General features: G+C 61.8%; 13 protein-coding genes. 6 read left to right on the top strand and 7 right to left on the bottom strand.

All coding sequences use genetic code 11. The annotated features are described in order from the left end of the window. Positions 1-46: 46 nt before the first annotated feature. The gene (locus FFI94_RS17890; protein ID WP_138869017.1) at positions 47-1,591 is read left to right on the top strand and encodes an MFS transporter; all 1,545 of its coding nucleotides are present in this window, start codon (positions 47-49) and stop codon (positions 1,589-1,591) included. Here the strand turns inward: FFI94_RS17890 and treZ are convergent, their stop codons facing one another. Beyond that, a complete protein-coding gene (gene treZ, locus FFI94_RS17885; RefSeq protein WP_138869016.1) occupies positions 1,592-3,313 on the bottom strand; it encodes a malto-oligosyltrehalose trehalohydrolase in 1,722 nt (573 codons plus the stop codon). It abuts the gene before it with no gap. A 101-nt stretch (positions 3,314-3,414) separates the two neighbouring features. Beyond that, on the bottom strand, positions 3,415-5,406 hold the full coding sequence (locus tag FFI94_RS17880; RefSeq protein ID WP_138869015.1) for an MFS transporter: 1,992 nt from the start codon (positions 5,404-5,406) through the stop codon (positions 3,415-3,417). Between the two features lie 167 nt (positions 5,407-5,573). On the opposite strand from FFI94_RS17880, the gene FFI94_RS17875 reads away from it, so the two are divergent. The 3 genes from FFI94_RS17875 (at position 5,574) to FFI94_RS17865 (ending at position 6,884) form a co-directional block, all read left to right on the top strand. Continuing rightward, entirely contained in the window at positions 5,574-5,762 is a 189-nt protein-coding gene (locus FFI94_RS17875) for a DUF1918 domain-containing protein (protein WP_033230977.1), read from the top strand. A 78-nt stretch (positions 5,763-5,840) separates the two neighbouring features. Further along, complete coding sequence (locus FFI94_RS17870; protein ID WP_138869014.1) at positions 5,841-6,470, top strand: TetR/AcrR family transcriptional regulator; 630 nt, start codon at positions 5,841-5,843, stop codon at positions 6,468-6,470. Between the two features lie 57 nt (positions 6,471-6,527). Beyond that, complete coding sequence (locus FFI94_RS17865; RefSeq protein ID WP_138869013.1) at positions 6,528-6,884, top strand: PLD nuclease N-terminal domain-containing protein; 357 nt, start codon at positions 6,528-6,530, stop codon at positions 6,882-6,884. Between the two features lie 7 nt (positions 6,885-6,891). On the opposite strand, the gene FFI94_RS17860 is transcribed toward FFI94_RS17865, so the two are convergent. The 5 genes from FFI94_RS17860 to FFI94_RS17840 all read right to left on the bottom strand — a co-directional run bounded on the left by FFI94_RS17860 (position 6,892) and on the right by FFI94_RS17840 (position 14,886). After that, complete coding sequence (locus FFI94_RS17860; protein ID WP_138869012.1) at positions 6,892-7,815, bottom strand: NADP-dependent oxidoreductase; 924 nt, start codon at positions 7,813-7,815, stop codon at positions 6,892-6,894. 67 nt (positions 7,816-7,882) lie between these two features. Continuing rightward, positions 7,883-8,695: a mycofactocin-coupled SDR family oxidoreductase gene (locus tag FFI94_RS17855; RefSeq protein WP_138869011.1), complete on the bottom strand. Its 813-nt coding sequence runs from the start codon at positions 8,693-8,695 to the stop codon at positions 7,883-7,885. Positions 8,696-8,778: 83 nt separating this feature from the next. Then, positions 8,779-11,127: a malto-oligosyltrehalose synthase gene (treY, locus tag FFI94_RS17850; protein ID WP_138869010.1), complete on the bottom strand. Its 2,349-nt coding sequence runs from the start codon at positions 11,125-11,127 to the stop codon at positions 8,779-8,781. Between the two features lie 11 nt (positions 11,128-11,138). Beyond that, positions 11,139-13,538: a glycogen debranching protein GlgX gene (glgX, locus tag FFI94_RS17845; protein ID WP_138869009.1), complete on the bottom strand. Its 2,400-nt coding sequence runs from the start codon at positions 13,536-13,538 to the stop codon at positions 11,139-11,141. A 52-nt stretch (positions 13,539-13,590) separates the two neighbouring features. Then, positions 13,591-14,886 carry an adenosylmethionine--8-amino-7-oxononanoate transaminase gene (locus tag FFI94_RS17840; RefSeq protein WP_138869008.1) on the bottom strand — a complete coding sequence of 432 codons (1,296 nt, stop codon included), beginning with the start codon at positions 14,884-14,886 and terminating at the stop codon, positions 13,591-13,593. Between the two features lie 38 nt (positions 14,887-14,924). Between FFI94_RS17840 and FFI94_RS17835 the strand changes: the two genes are divergently transcribed. Further along, positions 14,925-16,070: an 8-amino-7-oxononanoate synthase gene (locus FFI94_RS17835; protein WP_138873258.1), complete on the top strand. Its 1,146-nt coding sequence runs from the start codon at positions 14,925-14,927 to the stop codon at positions 16,068-16,070. Continuing rightward, entirely contained in the window at positions 16,067-16,819 is a 753-nt protein-coding gene (gene bioD / locus FFI94_RS17830; RefSeq protein WP_138869007.1) for a dethiobiotin synthase, read from the top strand. Before FFI94_RS17835 ends, bioD begins: the two co-directional genes overlap by 4 nt. Positions 16,820-16,827 lie beyond the last annotated feature (8 nt).

Here is a 16,827-nt window from a genome sequence, read left to right as displayed (position 1 = left end):
TTCAGTGAAATTCGTAGTCGACTCACGGAAAGTTGCGAGAAGAGCCATGTCAGTGTCAGCAGATCACACGTCTGCACTCAATCCCGAGGATGTTCGGGCAACAAAACGTGACTGGGCAGGACTGGTGGTCCTGGCCTTTGCCGTGTTGCTCATCGCGGTCGACGGCACGGTGCTCGATCTTGCGCTGCCGTTCATCAGCGCGGACCTCGAACCGAGTAGCACCCAGTTGCTGTGGATCATCGACGTCTACTCGTTCATCCTTGCCGGTCTCCTGATCACGATGGGTACGCTCGGCGACCGGATCGGGCGCCGAAAGTTGTTGCTGATCGGTGCTGTCGGCTTCGGCCTGGCATCGATAATCGCGGCCGTCTCGACCAGCCCGGAAATGCTCATCGGTGCCCGAGTGCTGCAAGGCATTTCAGGTGCAACGCTCATGCCCGCCACGCTGGGTCTGATCCGCACCATCTTCGTCAACCCTCGCCAGCGCACCGAAGCCATCGGCATCTGGGGCGCGATGGCCGGCGGTGGTACGGCAGCCGGTCCGCTGATCGGTGGCTGGATGCTCGAGCATTTCTGGTGGGGTTCGGTGTTCCTCATCAACATTCCGGTCATGATCGCACTGGTCGCGCTCGGCCCGATTCTGATTCCCGAGTCCAAGGATCCCAACCCCGGCCGATTCGACCTGATCAGTGCCGCATTGTCGATGGCAACCATGCTGCCACTGGTCTACGCCGTCAAGGAATCGGTGGTGCACGGTATCGACCTCACGATGCTCGGAGTCGCTGCATTCGGTTTGGCTGCGGGTGTCGCGTTCGTCCGGCGCCAGCGGAGCTTGAAGGATCCGATGCTGGATCTGAAGCTGTTCGCCAATGCGGCCTTCACCACGGCGGTTCTGACAAACCTGCTGTCGATCTTCGCGCTTGCCGGTGTGCTGTTCTTCGGTTCGCAGTACCTGCAGTTGGTTCTCGGTAACGGCGCCTTCGACGCTGGTCTGCTGATGCTGCCCGGCATGTTGCTCAGCGCATTCACCGCCGTCGCCGCAGCCTGGCTGGTTCGGCGTTGGACGGTCATGCAGGTGCTCAGTGCGGGCCTGATCATCGCCGGCGTCGGTGCGGCCATGCTGCTGGCCCTCGGTGTCGACAGTGGTCCGGTGATGTTCGTGATCGGCTTCGGTCTGGTCGGCGCCGGTGTGGGTATTGCGCTGACGCTCACCTCTGACCTGGTGGTCAGCTCAGTGGAACCGGAGCGTGCCGGCGCCGCCTCGGCGGTATCGGAGACCGCATACGAACTGGGTATCGCGCTCGGCGTGGCGATCCTCGGCAGTGTGGTCATGGCGATCTTCCGCAAGGGAATCGACACGTCGATGCTCGACGCGGATCAGGCGCATGCGGCGCAGGGAACTCTTGGCGGCGCCATTGCGGAAGCTGCTCATCTTCCGGGCGAAGCGAGTTCGGTGCTTGTCGATTCCGCGAAGGCGGCGTTTGTCGACGGCATGCATGTAGCCACCGGTGCGACTGCGCTCGTGTTGTTCATCTGTGCGGCGCTGGTTCTGAGGATGTTGCGCAGTACACCAGAGAATGCGAAGCGTTAGTCAGTTTTCCAATACGACAAATGAATAGCCGGGTACCACTGTTGCGGACGCGGTCTCGTCCTGTGTCGGTTGATCCCACCAGAGTATGGGGGTTCCGCCGGCCGGGACGTGGGCCGCGTCCGGTCCCAGATTGCAGACCACCTGTATTGTGCTGCGGCGCAGCGTTATCCACCGCTTGTCCTCGTCGTAGTCGACATGCAGATGCCCGAGCCACGGGTCGGTGAAGTCGCTTCGGCTCTTGCGTAATGCAATCAGATCGCGGTAGCACTCCAGGATTCGATTGTGCGGCAGCGCGGTGAGTTCGTCCCAGTTCAGTTTTGATCTCAGGAATGTCTGGGGGTCTTGCGGATCCGGGATGTCGTCGGTGTCCCAACCGTGAGCCGCGAACTCCGCTTTGCGTCCTTTGGCGGTTGCCTCGCCCAGTTCGGGCTCCGGATGTGAGGTGAAGAACTGGAAAGGTGTTGACGCACCCCATTCTTCGCCCATGAAGAGCATCGGAGTGTAGGGGGAGAGCAACACGAGTGCGGCTTTGACCGCCAATTGTCCTGGTGTCAGGTAGGCACTCGGACGGTCGCCGAGCGCACGATTGCCGATTTGGTCGTGAGTGCACGTGTAGGCCAGCAGTGAGCTCGCCGGTTGATGTGCGATGTCGATGGGTCGGCCGTGGACCCGTCCGCGGAACGACGAGTAGGTTCCCGCGTGAAAGAAGCCGAGGCGCAACGTGGCCGCGAGCGCTTCCAGTGAACCGAAGTCTGCGTAGTAGCCCTGACGTTCACCGGAGACTGCAGTGTGGATTGCGTGGTGGATGTCGTCGTCCCACTGTGCGTTCAGGCCGAAACCTCCCGCCGAGCGCGCCGTGATCAGGGTGGCGTCGTTGAGATCGCTCTCGGCGATCAGCGTCAGTGGCCGGCCGAGATGGGCGGACAGTGTTTCGGTACCGACGGCAAGTTCCTCGAGGATGTGGGTGCCGGTGTGATCGACCAGCGCGTGAACGGCGTCGAGGCGGAGGCCGTCGATGTGGAAGTCACGCATCCATCGCAGAGCGTTCTCGATGATGTACTCGCGTACTTCACCGGACTGTGGACCACCGATGTTGATGGTGCGTCCCCACGTGTTTGCGCCGTCGGTGAGGTAGGGGCCAAACCGTTCGAGATAGTTTCCGGACGGACCGAGGTGGTTGTAGACAACGTCCAGCAGAACTCCCAAGCCGCGCTGATGTGCCGCATTCACCAAGCGCTGCAATCCGTCCGGGCCGCCATAAGCCTCGTGGACCGTGTACCAGAGAACGCCGTCGTAGCCCCAGTTGTGGGTTCCGTTGAAGTCGTTCACCGGCATGATTTCCACGAACCCGATTCCTAGATTGACCAGGTGATCGAGGCGTTCGATTGCGGCGTCGAATGTTCCCTCGGGAGTGAAGGTTCCGATGTGGAGTTCGTACAACGTCGAGCCCGCGAGTTGACGTCCGGTCCAGCTGGCATCGGACCACGCCGCGTCGTCGAGGGTGTGCAGTTGTGAGCGTTCGTGAACCCCGTCGGGCTGGCGCGGGGATCGCGGATCGGGAAGCGTGTCGCCGTCGACAACAAAGCCGTACCGAGCATCTTCAGCGCAGTCGACGGTCGTGCGCCACCAACCCTCGGTATCGCGCGTCATCGCGTGAACTACGCCGTCGACGTCGACCTGTACTGATTCCGGAGTGGGCGCCCAGACCTCGAAAGTGTGCACGGCATCAGCATGCCTGGTTTTGCGCTGCTGCGCCGTGCCTGAGTGCACCCAACCCGGTCGCAGATGGTGGGATGCGACCGGGCGAGGTGACTTGTGTGCATTCAGGACCGGGTCAGCGCGAAGGCCGGGTCCAGCGGTACATCGAAGTCCACGGACGTCGATTGCGCGATCACGGCAATCTGTCTCGCTTGCGAACCCGCGCCGTCGTCGGCGAGTGCCGTAAGGATGTATCGCCCCGACGAGGGAAGCGCAATTCCGTAGCGTCCGGTGTGGTCGGTGACGGTGGACGCCACGAATTCGCCGGTCGGTTTGGTCAACGTGACAATAGTTCCCGAAGTTGGGACGCCGGCAATGGTGACCTGTCCGGAGATGGTGAGCCGTTCGCCCAGCGTCACGGTATGTGTTGATTCCGCACCATCGAACCGCACGACCTGCGACGTCGGAGACCATCCGTCGGCACTGGTCACCACGAGGTAGCGGCCGGGCTCGGGCAACGCCAGCGAGAAAACACCTTCGTTGTCGGCGCGGCTCCAGTCCACGGGTGCCCCCGTCATGTCCATGACGGTCACGACGGCCTGCTTCACCGAACGGCCGTCAGCGCGGATGACATTTCCCGCCACGACGATGTCAGTGTCGGTGGACGTAATCTCGAAGCCCTCGGGTGTGACAGGACGTACTGCCGATTCGGGCTTGGCGCCGTAGCGCGGAATGAATGCTGCTGCGACAAGTGCGGCAACAGCAGCAAGAGCCGCGAGCCAGAATATGTTCTTGAATGCGTCGAGCGACGGTAGTCCTGCGCCGGGGCCGGCCGGGATCACCAGCGCGGTGAGCATCGCGGCAACCACGGCACTCGACATCGAGGTACCCACGGACCGCAGGAGCGAGTTGAGTCCGTTCGCCGACGCGGTTTCCGTGATGGGCACTGACCTCATGATCAGCATCGGCATCGCGGAGTAGGCGATGGCTGTGCCGATGCTGACGACGGCGGCACTGATTACGATCAGCGCAATCGAACCAGTCAGGAATACGCGGGCTACGTACGCTCCCGCGAGTACGACTGCGCCGACCATCAGCGTTGTCTTTGCTCCGAATCGTTTGGTGATTTTCGCGGACACCGGCGCGAAGACCACCATTGCGAGACCCGCTGGGATCATGCAGATTCCGGCTGCCATCACGCCGAGTTCGAAGCCGTAGCCGGAGATTTTCGGCATCTGCAGTTGCTGCGTCGTCGACAGGTTATTGGCGTACATGGAGAAACCGACCATGACCGACGCGAGGTTGGTCAGCAGGACCGGACGTTTGGCCGAGGTTCGCAGGTCGACCATAGGTTGTGTGACGCGAAGCTCGTAGGGGAACCACAGTGCCAATACCGCGAAGCCGAGAACGAACATCAGGATCGTCGGCTCGCTGGTCCAACCCCACCTCGCTCCCTTGGAGACGGCTAGGAGGAGTGCTGCCAGAGCAACGGACAGCATGACCGCGCCCAGGAAATCGAATTTTCCGCGGGTGCGCACGCTGGATTCGGGAATGACAAGCGCAACAGTGACTATCAGCATCGCGCCGACAGCAGCGGAGAGCCAAAATATCGCTTCCCACCCGAACTGCTCGTAGATCAATCCTGCTAGCGGGAGCCCTAACGCGGCGCCGATTCCGAGGGTGGCGCTCATCAATGCCGTAGCGGATGCGACCTTGTCCTTAGGTAACTCGTCTCGCATGATGCTGATTCCGATTGGAATCATCGAGATGGCAAATCCCTGCAATCCGCGTCCGATGAGCAGTGTCACAAACGTGCCACCGGCAGCCGCGATCACAGATCCGAGGACGATCATCGTCATCGAGATCAGCATCATTCGGCGTTTTCCGAACATGTCCGCCAGACGCGACACGATGGGTGTTGATATCGCACTCGTGAGCAGCGTGATCGTGACGAGCCACGACGCGTTGTCGGAACTGACTCCGAGAATCTTCGGAAAATCAGGCAGAAGCGGGATGAACATCGTCTGCTGTAGAGCGATGACAGTTCCGGAGAGGCAGAGGACTCCGGTGATGAGTCCGCTGGAACGGCGGGCTTCAGGGGCCGAGTGCAGAGCCAAGGTGGGGCCTTCCTCGACGAGGTGAATAGGTGTTCACCAGTGAGTGAATCACTCCTCGCCGACGCTACGCAATCCCCTGTGGATTTTGTCACAGGGGCGTGGATGGGTTATTCGGCGACGAGGTGGGGAACACGAATTGTGAGTATTCGTCGGAGGGAGGAATTCACATGCATGCCCAGGTAGGTGATCGTCTACATGTGCAGGGTCGAGTAGTGGGTCAGCCCGAGACGTCGGCAGAAGTGATCGAAGTGCACGGCGAGAACGGCGCTCCGCCATATCTTGTGCGCTATGACGACGGTCACGAAGTTCTGGTGTTCCCTGGCAGTGACGGATGGATTGATCATCCGAAAAAGTAGTCTCTGACCTGCAACTACTTTCTTTGCATCCGTAGTGCATTGAATGCAGCTGACAGAAGGTGCCGCTAGAGTTCTGCTGTGATCGAGAAGCGGCACTATCAATCGAAGGTTCGAGGTGACGCGGCCCGTCGCACTCGTGAATTGATCCGAGATGCCGGGGCCGCGCTTTTTGTCGACAAAGGCTATGTGAGCGCGACTGCCAAGGACATCGCCCTCGCAGCTGGTGTTGCACCCCGCACTGTTTTCACGGCTTTCCCCGGCGGCAAACTCGAGATCTTCGAGGCCGCATTCAGCCATGCGCTCGAGGCGGAGTCTGTCGACAGCACTGCGTCCGTGCACCGTGATCACTCCGATCCCGACGACGTTCGCAGGCTGGTTGCGCAGATCGTCGAGCAGAGCATCGGACTTCTCGAACGCGCCGGTCCGCTCATGATGACGGCGATCCAGTCATCGGGCGCGGACGCTGACATGCGGCGACTGGCCGCGGAATCCTCGGAACAGTCCTTTGCGAACGCCACGTCGATTGCGGAAGGTCTGGCCGAGCATGGATTGCTGCGCACCGACATTTCGGTGGACAAGGCGTCCGGCGTTCTGGCGGCCCTGGTTTCGCCGCACGTGCATCAGCAATTGCGGTCGATCGGCGGATGGAATGTCGGCGACTATCGGGAGTGGCTCGAATTCGCGATTCGCACAAATCTAATGTACTAATTGGTCTGTTTTAGCTAGCATTGCGAGAGTTTTTCGAACCTGGGAGGGAAATCCAGCGTGCCTTACGCATTGTTCGGACTCATCACGATGCTGTTGTGGATCTTCTGCATCGTGGACGCCATCACCCGCGACGATGCATACATCCAGCACCTACCCAAGGTGGTCTGGATTCTTGTGATCATCTTCCTGCCGACGCTCGGGTCGGTGCTGTGGCTGATCGTCGGACGTGGACACAACGCTTCGGCGGGGTATGTCGGACCGACCGGGTACGGCGAATACGAACGACCGGGCCGGGCCGTTGCCGCCGATCCGGCCGCCGACGAAGAATTCCTGAGACAGTGCCGTGCGCGTGCGGAGGAGCAGCGACGGATCGCGAAGCAGCAGCGCGGTGACGGCACTGTCGGCGGAGTCTGACCGGTTCTTACGGGATCAGAATGAACTTACCGGCCGGGTGCGAACTCTGAAGTTCGGCGTGAGCCTGGGCGGCCTCGGCCAAGGGAAAAGTCTTGGCGACGTTCACGTTCAAGCGTCCGGCCCCGGCGAGTTCGACGAGTTCGGCACGAGCTTTCAGCCTGGCCTGGGCACTCTGCGGATTTCCGCCACCGACGGCATTGAATCCGTCGGATTCTGCTCGTCCGAACGCCACGATTGTGACGATTCGGCTCTTGTCGGCAACCAGGGCCAGGGACACGTCGACGGCTTCGTCGGTGCCCGCAGTGTCGAAGGCGGCGTCCACCGAACCCAGTTCCCGAACGCGGGATTCGAGCCCGTCGCCGTAGAGCACCGGCGTTGCTCCCAAGGAACGGACATACTCCTGATTGGATGCGCCGGCGGTTCCGATCACCGTTGCACCGCGAGCGACGGCCAGTTGCACGGCAAGTGATCCGACACCGCCGGATGCGCCGTGAATCAACACGGTGTCACCCGCGCTGACGCGGATTGTATCGAGGGCATCGACGGCAGTGCCGCCGACAAGCAGAAGTCCGGCTGCTTGCTCCCAGCTCAGGGAGGCCGGTTTTGCCGTAACGGACGAGACCGGGACCACGACCTGCTCGGAGTACAAGCCGCTTCCCGGACTGACGATCACCTCGTCGCCGACGGCAACACCCGTAGCGTCGGGGCCGATCGCGGACACGACCCCAGCGGCCTCACCGCCGAGATGTATCGGCAGCTTGCTCGAATCGGTGCCGAAGGCGCCGCTGTAGAGCTTGTAGTCGAAGGGATTGACACCAATTGCTTTGACGTCGACGCGTACTTCTCCGCGCGCCGGCGACGGAACCTCCACGTCGATCAGCTTCAGAACGTCGGGGCTTCCGTATTTCTGCGCTACCACTGTTTTGGTCATGTGTGGCGCAACGAGTCTCGGGGGAGCGGTATTCCCCGAGACCCGTCGCATCCGTGGACGGAATCGATCAGCGGAGCAACGTGCCCAGATCGAGTGGCATGGCGATACCGGTGATGTGGTGGGCCTCGTCCGATCCGAGGAAAGCGACCGCAGCGGCGATGTCTTCGGGCTGGCTGACCGGATCGGGCAATGTCTGCATGAAGATCGGTCCGAGTGTGTGCGCGTGTTCCGCGATGAGGGGCTGCATATCCGTCATCTGCATTCCGGTGGCGACACCATGCGGGTGGATGGTGTTGACCCGAATGTTGTACTGCCCCAACTCGGATGCCATGGTCTTCGCGAGGCCGGTGATGCCGTGCTTGCTGGCGACGTAGTGGCCGAGGAACGGAAGTCCGCGCAGACCGGCCACGGAACTCGTGAAGATGATCGAGCCGCCGGTGCCCTGCTTGATCAGATGCGGAATTGCTGCCTTCGCAGTGTAGAAGACGCCGGTGAGGTTGACGTCCAAGGTTTCCTTCCACTGCTCGGGTGTGATCTCCCAGGACATGTTGGCGGAACAGATTCCCGCATTGGCAACTACGACGTCGAGGCGGCCGAGTTCGGCGATACCGGCGTCGAGTGCCGCCGACAGAGCGTCGAAGTCGCGGACATCGGTCTTGGTGGCGACAATTCGACGGTCGAGGGCCTTGACCAGCTCGACGGTTTCGGCGAGGTCGTCTTCGGTTGCTCCGGTGTACGACGTGGAATCGAATTGGACGCACGCGTCGACGGCGATGATGTCGGCACCTTCCTCGGCGAGCCGAACTGCTTCGGCGCGGCCCTGGCCGCGAGCGGCTCCCGTGATGAATGCGACCTTGCCGGTGTAGCGACCTGTGGACATAGTGTGCAACCTCTCGATGATCCTGTTGAGCTGGTACCAAGAAAGTTAGCGTGGGAAAGTGTGTTGTAGGACACGTAGCCCGCTCACCGGAATGAGCGAATCAGCAGAGCAGTAGGACCGGCGCGGAAGATATCCCGTGCCCGCTGTGACACGACTGCTGTGCCGGTCGAGATATCGGTCCAGCGGCCCTCCGGTAGCTCGATCACCGTCTCACCCCAGCCGTGATCAGCCAGGACCATCGAATGTCGGGTGGCCAGCGCGACAACTGCGGGTTGCCCGTCTTCGGGTCCGCGAGAAAACCCGACGACGTGCCCGGAACTCTCACCCGACGCCAGAACCGGGAGGTAGGTGCCGCCGACAAACCAGTCGGGGTTCTCTCGTCGCAGTGCCAGGGCGGTGCGAACCAGATGGAGTTTTGCCGCCCCGGTGGCGTCGACGGACGTAGCGTCATTGTCGAGCAGCGCGCGCCGGATATCGAAGTCGACCAATCGGCGGTTGTCCGGGTCGACGAGCGAATCTTCCCAGAGTTCGGTGCCTTGGTAGACGTCCGGAATTCCAGGGCCGCAGATCTGAAGCAGTTTCTGTCCCAACGAGTCCGACCAAGCGTGGTGGGCGATCCGCGAGACCAGTTGTCTGATCGACGCGGCGACCGGGCCGTCGATGACGTTGTCGATCCACGTGTGCACAGCGGTCTCGAACTCCGAATCCGGAGAATTCCACGTGGTCACAAGCGCGGCCTCGCGAATTGCCTTCTCGGCGTACGCGTGAAGGCGCGAGCGGAAGTCGGGCGCAGGCTCAACCACCGGCCAGACACCGACGATGTTCTGCCACAGGAACAATCCCGTCATCGGTTCGGGGCTGGGCTCCACGTTTTCCCAGTCCTGCACCAGCCTCGACCACAGGGCCGGCGTCTGAGAAAGGACGTTGATCCGAGCGCGGACGTCTTCGCCGCGTTTGGTGTCGTGTGTGGACAGCGAGGTCATGGCTGCGGGCCACAGACGAGCTCGATCGGAATTGGCAAGGTGGAACTCGGCGACCGAGACGGAGAACGCGGCGGGATTGCCCCCGACTTCTTGCCGTGAGATCAATCGTGCAGTCCGATAGAACAATCGGTCCTCGACGGATTTTGCCATGACTGCGCCGCACACCTGTTGGAAGCGCACTGCCGCCTCGCCGCCACCGGACAGTGCCTGTGCCACGGCGTTGAAGGCTTCTTCGTGGCCAGGAGCCAGTTCGTGGATTCCACCGACAATCCGAGCAGTCAACCCGGCAAGAGGGCTGTAGTCGGAGCGGTACACCGGCATCCGTGCGATGGCGACCACAACCGCGTCGTTGAGCGCCTTGTCGCTGCAGCGGGTAGTCGTTTCGGCACGAATAGCCCGCACCAGGCGTCGGATTTCGGACGCGAGTTCACCGCGGGCCGTCTCGCGTTTGAACTGACGTTCCGTGTGATGTAGCCAAGTGCTGTCGCCGTCGTTACCGGTCAAGGCGCCGGACAGTTCGGAAAGCTCGTCCTCGCCACTGGGATCGACAAATACTCCGCCCAGCTGGTTCAAAGCGTCGTACCCGGTAGTGCCGTCGACGGGCAGCAGCGGATCGAGCGGCTCGTTGTGCCCGAGAATTTTCTCGATCACGATCCACTGATCCGGTCCCAGCAACGAACGAAGGCGTTCGAGGTAGTCCGCCGGATCGGCAAGTCCATCGGGATGATCGATCCGAACCCCGTCGATCAAACCCTCGTCGACCCACGATTTCAGCTCACGGTGGCAGAGTTCGAAAACTCGGGGATCTTCTTGGCGCAACGCCGCCAGTTCGTTGACGGCAAAAAATCTGCGGTAGGTGATGATTCCCGCGTTCCACGGAACAAGCCGGTACGCCTGACGGGCATGGATTTCCCGAGCAGATCCGGTGCCGGTTCCCGGGGCGATGGGGAACCGGTGTTCGTAGAAAGCGAGAAGTGGTGTCCCGGTGGTGTTGTCGACGGTCAGTGTGTCGAGATCAGCGGCCTTCCCCAACACCGGGAGAGCCAACTTTCCGTCCGCGCCGTTGTCGCTTTCCCAATCGATGTCGAAGAAGTCTGCGTACGCAGATTCCTGTCCGTAGGTGAGAACATCCCACCACCAGGCATTTTCGTGGGGTTTGGCCACTCCGACGTGATTGGGCACCAGATCGACGATCAATCCCATGCCGTGTTCTCGGCACACCCCCGACAGCGTGACCAGTGCGTCTCGCCCACCGAGACCCTCGGCGACGGTGGTGGGGTCGGTGACGTCGTATCCGTGTATCGATCCGGACGTTGCGGTCAGGATGGGGGAGAGATAGAGATGCGAAACTCCCAGAGCGTCAAGGTAGTCGACGATGCCGGCAGCGTCGTGCAGCGTGAAAGCGTCTGGCCGCAGTTGCAGGCGGTACGTGCTGGTGATCGGCGCCATCGTTCTTCTCCTCAGGCCGTTCTGCGAAGGACCATCAATGCACGAGCCCGGACGTCGAGCACTGTTCCGGCTTTGATGACGACATCACTTTCGCCGGTGGGCACCGAGGTATCGAGCACCACCGTCCACTCCGCCGCGTAGTCGGAATTAGGTGTCGAGAATTCCATATCTTCGTAGTGGGCGTTGAAACACAGCAGGAACGAATCGCCGACAACACGCTCGCCGCGATAGTTGGGCTCGGGGATAGCTTCGCCGTTGAGGAACACAGCCAACGATTTTCCGAAGCCGCTGTCCCAGTCCGCCGGTGTCATTTCCTCGCCGGCGGGAGTGAGCCACGCGATGTCGCGGCTCTGATCACCACTGCGGATGGGCCGTCCCTCGAAGAATCGTCGACGCCGGAACACGGGGTTCTTGGCGCGCAATGCGATAGCCCGTTTGGTGAACTCGACAAGGTCGGCGTTGGTCTCCGCCAGTGACCAGTCCATCCAGGACAGTTCGGAGTCCTGACAGTAGACGTTGTTGTTGCCCAGCTGAGTTCGGCCCATCTCGTCGCCGTGGGCGAGCATCGGGGTGCCCTGGCTCAGCATCAAGGTGGCAAGAATGTTGCGACTTTGGCGCGCCCGGAGTTCGAGGATCTCAGGATCGTCGGTGGGGCCTTCGACCCCGCAGTTCCAGGATCGATTGTGCGATTCACCGTCGTTGTTGTCCTCGCCATTGGCTTCGTTGTGCTTCTCGTTGTACGAGACGAGGTCGTGAAGAGTGAAACCGTCGTGGGCGATGACAAAATTGATGCTGGCGCCGGGGCGTCGACCGGTCGCTTCGTAGAGATCGGACGATCCGGTGAGCCTGGATGCGAATTCACCGAGTGTCGCCGGCTCACCGCGCCAGTAGTCACGAACCGTGTCGCGGTACTTGCCGTTCCATTCGGTCCACAGTCCGGGGAAGTTTCCGACCTGGTAGCCGCCTTCCCCGATGTCCCACGGCTCGGCAATCAGTTTGACCTGACTGACAACCGGATCTTGTTGCACCAGATCGAAGAATGCGGACAGCCGGTCGACGTCGTGCAGTTCGCGGGCCAGTGTGGACGCGAGGTCGAAGCGGAATCCGTCGACGTGCATTTCGGTGACCCAGTAACGCAGCGAGTCCATGATGAGTTGCAACGTGTGCGGATGGCGCGCATTGAGGCTGTTACCGGTGCCGGTGTAGTCCATGTAGTGAGCGCCGTCGCCGTCGACCAGGCGATAGTATGCAGCGTTGTCGATGCCGCGGAAACAGATGGTGGGCCCCAGATGGTTACCTTCTGCGGTGTGGTTGTAGACGACGTCGAGGATTACCTCGATGCCGGCCTGATGGAAACTGCGCACCATCGCCTTGAACTCCGCCACCGCAGCATCGGGTTTGGTGGCCGACGAGTAGTCGGTGTGCGGGGCAAGGAATCCGAAGGTGTTGTATCCCCAGTAGTTTCGCAGTCCCTGGTCGAGGAGAACCTGATCGTGCATGAATTGGTGTACCGGCATCAGTTCGATGGCCGTGACTCCGAGGTTGGTCAGGTGGTCGATGATGACCGGATGCGCCAGTCCGGCATAGGTTCCGCGCAGCTCCTCCGGAATTCCGGGGTGTGCCGCTGTCATGCCCTTGACGTGTGCCTCGTAGATCACGGTTTCGTGGTACGGACGCCCAGGTGATCGATCCGACGCCCAGTCGAAGAACGGATTTATCACGACCGTGGACATCGTGTGGCCGAGTGAATCATGCTGTGGGAAAGACAGTGTCGCGGGTTCGTCGACCAACTCGTCGTCGTCGATCGCAGTGACTTCGATTGCAGTGTCGTCGGTGTCGTCGTCGGGTGTTTCCTCCGCCCCGGTTTTCAGGATCGCTGTCTCCAGGATCGCTGTTTCCGAAATCGCTGTTTCTTCGGCCTCGGCTTCTTCGACCACTGTCGTGTCGGGAGTGGATTCTTCGCTGATGTCGGGAGTCGTGTCTTCGGTGTTGGGTTCAGCCATGTCGGCCGCTTCGATGGCAGGCGCTTCGATGTCGTAAGAGAACAGCGAACGATCACCGTCGAAGTCGCCGGCAAAGGCCTTGCCGTACGGGTCGAGCAACAACTTGCTGGGATCACAGCGCAATCCGGCCGATGGATCGTACGGACCGTGCACCCGGTAGCCGTAGCGCTGGCCGGGAGATACCGAGGGCAGATAGGCGTGCCAGACGTATCCGTCCACCTCGTCCATCCGGATTCGGGTTTCGGTTCCGTCCTTGGCGATCAGGCATAGCTCGACGGCGTCGGCCACTTCGGAGAACAGTGAGAAGTTGGTGCCTGCGCCGTCGTACGTCGCGCCAAGAGGGTATGCGCTGCCCGGCCACACGGCGATCGGTGTGCTGGCAGGTTTGTCTGTCGGCGACTGCTCCATGAACGAACCCTATCGCCCACGTCGGACACCCTCCTGTCGAACCGCTTTGCCGTCAACCTCGTCGGGCCTGGCTGCGGGCGACTTCGAGCATTGCGGCCGTGATCTGTTCCACTTCGTCGGTGGAGCAGAGATAGGGCGGCATCGTGTAAATGAGATTGCGGAACGGGCGCAGCCACACACCGGATCGGACTGCAGCGTCGGTGGCGCTGCGCATGTCGACCGGGTGGTCGAGTTCGAGGACTCCGATGCCGCCGAGGACTCGGGCGTCTTTCACGCCTCGGATCGACCGTGCGTCGGCGAGTCCTCGATCGAGTCCCTCGGTCAGTCTCCGCACGTCGCGTCGCCAGTCCATCGCCAGCAGTAGTTCGGTGGACGCGACGGCGATTGCGCAGGCCAGTGGATTGCCCATGAACGTCGGTCCGTGCATCAGGCCGCCGCCCTCGCCGGCGGTGATGGCCTCGGCTATGTCGGTGGTGCACAGAGTGGCCGCCAAGCTCACATATCCACCGGTCAGTGCTTTACCGACGCACAGGACATCCGGGCTGACGTCGGCGTGATCGGCGGCGAACAGTTTGCCGGTTCGGCCGAATCCGGTCGCGATTTCGTCGAAGACCAGAAGGACGTTGTATTTGTCGCAGAGCACTCGAAGGTCGACAAGATAGGCGGGGTCGTGGAATCGCATACCGCCGGCGCCCTGCACGACCGGCTCGACGATGACCGCCGCCAGTTCGTGGTGATGTGCCGCGAGCAGTCCGTCGAGGTGCCGAACGTACTCGGCTTGATACTCGGTTGGCGGTGCGTCCGCAAACACCTGAGCGCGGAGTACGTCGGTCCACAGGGAGTGCATGCCGCCGTCGGGATCACAGACACTCATCGGGGTGAACGTGTCGCCGTGGTACCCGCCGCGCCACGTCATCAGGCGGTTCTTCGACGGTTTTCCGAGACTGCGCCAGTACTGCAGGCACATCTTGACGGCAACCTCGACGGCAACGGAACCGGAGTCCGAGAGAAAAACCTTGTCGAGCCCCACTGGGGTTATATCTACGAGGAGTTTGGCGAGCTTTGCCGCAGGTTCATGAGTGAGTCCGCCGAACATGACGTGACTCATCTTGCCGAGTTGGGCTACTGCGGCGGCATCGAGAACAGGATTGCGGTAGCCGTGGATCGCGGCCCACCACGAACTCATACCGTCGACGAGTTGGGTGCCGTCGGACAAGGTCAAGGTGGCGCCCTGTGCGCTGTCGACGACCAGTGGTTCGGTTGTTGCCGGAAAGGCTCCGTACGGATGCCAGAGATGCGCGGCGTCGATTGCGGAGACGGTGTCTGATTCCAGTCCGAGTGTGTGCACACATGCACCATAGCGACATGCTTGAACGGCGTTCAAGTATGGTCGGAAATGTGACTACCTCGTTGAACTGGCTCACTGCCGTCGAAACGGAACGCCGCGCCGCCGGATTGCGCCGCGACGTGCGCCCGCGAACTGCCGACTCGCCGCTGATCGACCTCGCGTCCAATGACTACCTCGGATTGGTTCGTCATCCCGAAGTGATTGCCGGCGCCATGACCGCGTTGGAGAAGTGGGGCGCGGGTTCCACGGGTTCGCGACTCGTGACGGGAACAACCACCGATCACGAATTACTCGAGCTCGAACTCGCAGAGTTTGTCGGGTCGGATTCCGCCTTGGTCTTCTCGTCCGGCTACACCGCCAATCTCGGCGCGGTGACGGCCTTGTCCGGACCTGAATCGTTGATCATTTCCGACGCGGGTTCCCATGCGTCGTTGGTCGACGCGTGCCGCCTCTCGCGGGCGAGAGTCGTGGTTGCTCCGCATTCGGACGTCGACTTCGTCGCGGAGCAGCTCGCGTCACGAACCGAGGAGCGAGCCCTGGTGGTCACGGATTCGGTGTTCAGTGCAGACGGCGATCTCGCACCGCTTCGCGAGCTGCACGGCGTCTGCCGCGACAACAGCGCATTACTACTGGTCGACGAGGCCCACGGTATCGGTGTCCGGGGGAGTGGTGGGCGCGGACTCGTGCACGAAGTCGGCCTTGCGGGGCAGCCGGATGTCGTGGTGACAGCAACGTTGTCCAAGTCTCTCGCCAGTCAGGGTGGGGTTGTCTTGGGGCACAGCAAGATCCGCGCACATTTGATCGATTCTGCACGAACCTTCATCTTCGACACCGGGCTGGCGCCTGCAGCGGTGGGTGCGGCAAGGGCAGCGCTGACGGTTCTTCGCCGCGAGCCGTCCCGCGCGATGGACGTATTGGATCGTGCGTCCGAACTGGCCGCGATCACCGGCGTCGGAACACCCGAATCTGCAGTCGTATCAGTTGTTCTCGGTGATCCGCAGCGGGCGTACGACGCGGCCGCGGAGTGTCGTCGGCAGGGGTTGGCTGTCGGTTGTTTCCGGCCGCCGTCGGTTCCCGAGGGAACGTCGCGTCTGCGGCTCACCGCTCGCGCGTCCCTGTCGCAGGCCGATATGGGCCGGATCGGCCAGATTCTCGGACATGTCCTGGCGGAGGCCCGAGTATGAGCATTCTTGTAGTGACGGGGACGTCAACGGACGTCGGAAAGACCGTGGTGACGGCAGCATTGGCGTCGCTGGCGCTGCAGTCCGGTCGCTCGGTTGCCGTCCTCAAGCCGGCGCAGACCGGCGTCGAACTCGGTGAACCCGGCGACCTGGCCGACATCGATCGTCTGACTGGCGGCGGCGTCACGTTGGCCGAATTGGCGCGCTACCCCGATCCCTTGGCGCCCGACACCGCCGCGCGCCGTAGCGGCCTTCCGATGTTGACCATGGACGCTGTGGTGGCCCGTGCCCGAGAATTGGATGCCACTCACGACCTGACACTGATCGAAGGTGCCGGCGGAGTGCTGGTTCGCCTCGGCGTCGACAATTTCACCGTGCGCGATGTCGCAGCGAAACTCGAGGTTCCTGCCGTTCTGGTTGCTGCTGCTGGGTTGGGAACGCTCAACCACTGCGCGCTCAGTGTGGAAGCACTGAAGCACCGAGGTGTTCGGTGCTCCGGACTGGTGATCGGGTCGTGGCCGGATGAACCTGGCCTGGCCGAGCGATGCAACCAAGAGGATCTGGAATCAGTGACCGGAGTTCCGTTGCTTGGATCGATGCCTGCCGGCAGTGGCGGGGTAACTCCCGAGGAATTCTTGCGCCTGGCAAAGAAGGGTCTTGATGCGCAGATCGACCAGTTCATCTCTCGGGACCAGACCGACTACGGTGTCGCTACTGGATCGCGCAATCAATGTAACGACGAATGTCATTGATTAGATCG

Source organism: Rhodococcus sp. KBS0724 (assembly GCF_005938745.2).
Classification (GTDB): domain Bacteria; phylum Actinomycetota; class Actinomycetes; order Mycobacteriales; family Mycobacteriaceae; genus Rhodococcus_F.
This window is presented reverse-complemented; position numbering and strand designations above follow the sequence as displayed.

Bases quoted from the DNA above. Each gene is read 5' to 3' on its own strand.
- glgX (WP_138869009.1), bottom strand. From the start codon at position 13,538: ATGGAGCAGTCGCCGACAGACAAACCTGCCAGCACACCGATCGCCGTG.
- bioD (WP_138869007.1), top strand. From the start codon at position 16,067: ATGAGCATTCTTGTAGTGACGGGGACGTCAACGGACGTCGGAAAGACC.
- FFI94_RS17890 (WP_138869017.1), top strand. From the start codon at position 47: ATGTCAGTGTCAGCAGATCACACGTCTGCACTCAATCCCGAGGATGTT.
- FFI94_RS17855 (WP_138869011.1), bottom strand. From the start codon at position 8,695: ATGTCCACAGGTCGCTACACCGGCAAGGTCGCATTCATCACGGGAGCC.
- FFI94_RS17875 (WP_033230977.1), top strand. From the start codon at position 5,574: ATGCATGCCCAGGTAGGTGATCGTCTACATGTGCAGGGTCGAGTAGTG.
- FFI94_RS17860 (WP_138869012.1), bottom strand. From the start codon at position 7,815: ATGACCAAAACAGTGGTAGCGCAGAAATACGGAAGCCCCGACGTTCTG.
- treY (WP_138869010.1), bottom strand. From the start codon at position 11,127: ATGGCGCCGATCACCAGCACGTACCGCCTGCAACTGCGGCCAGACGCT.
- FFI94_RS17835 (WP_138873258.1), top strand. From the start codon at position 14,925: ATGGTCGGAAATGTGACTACCTCGTTGAACTGGCTCACTGCCGTCGAA.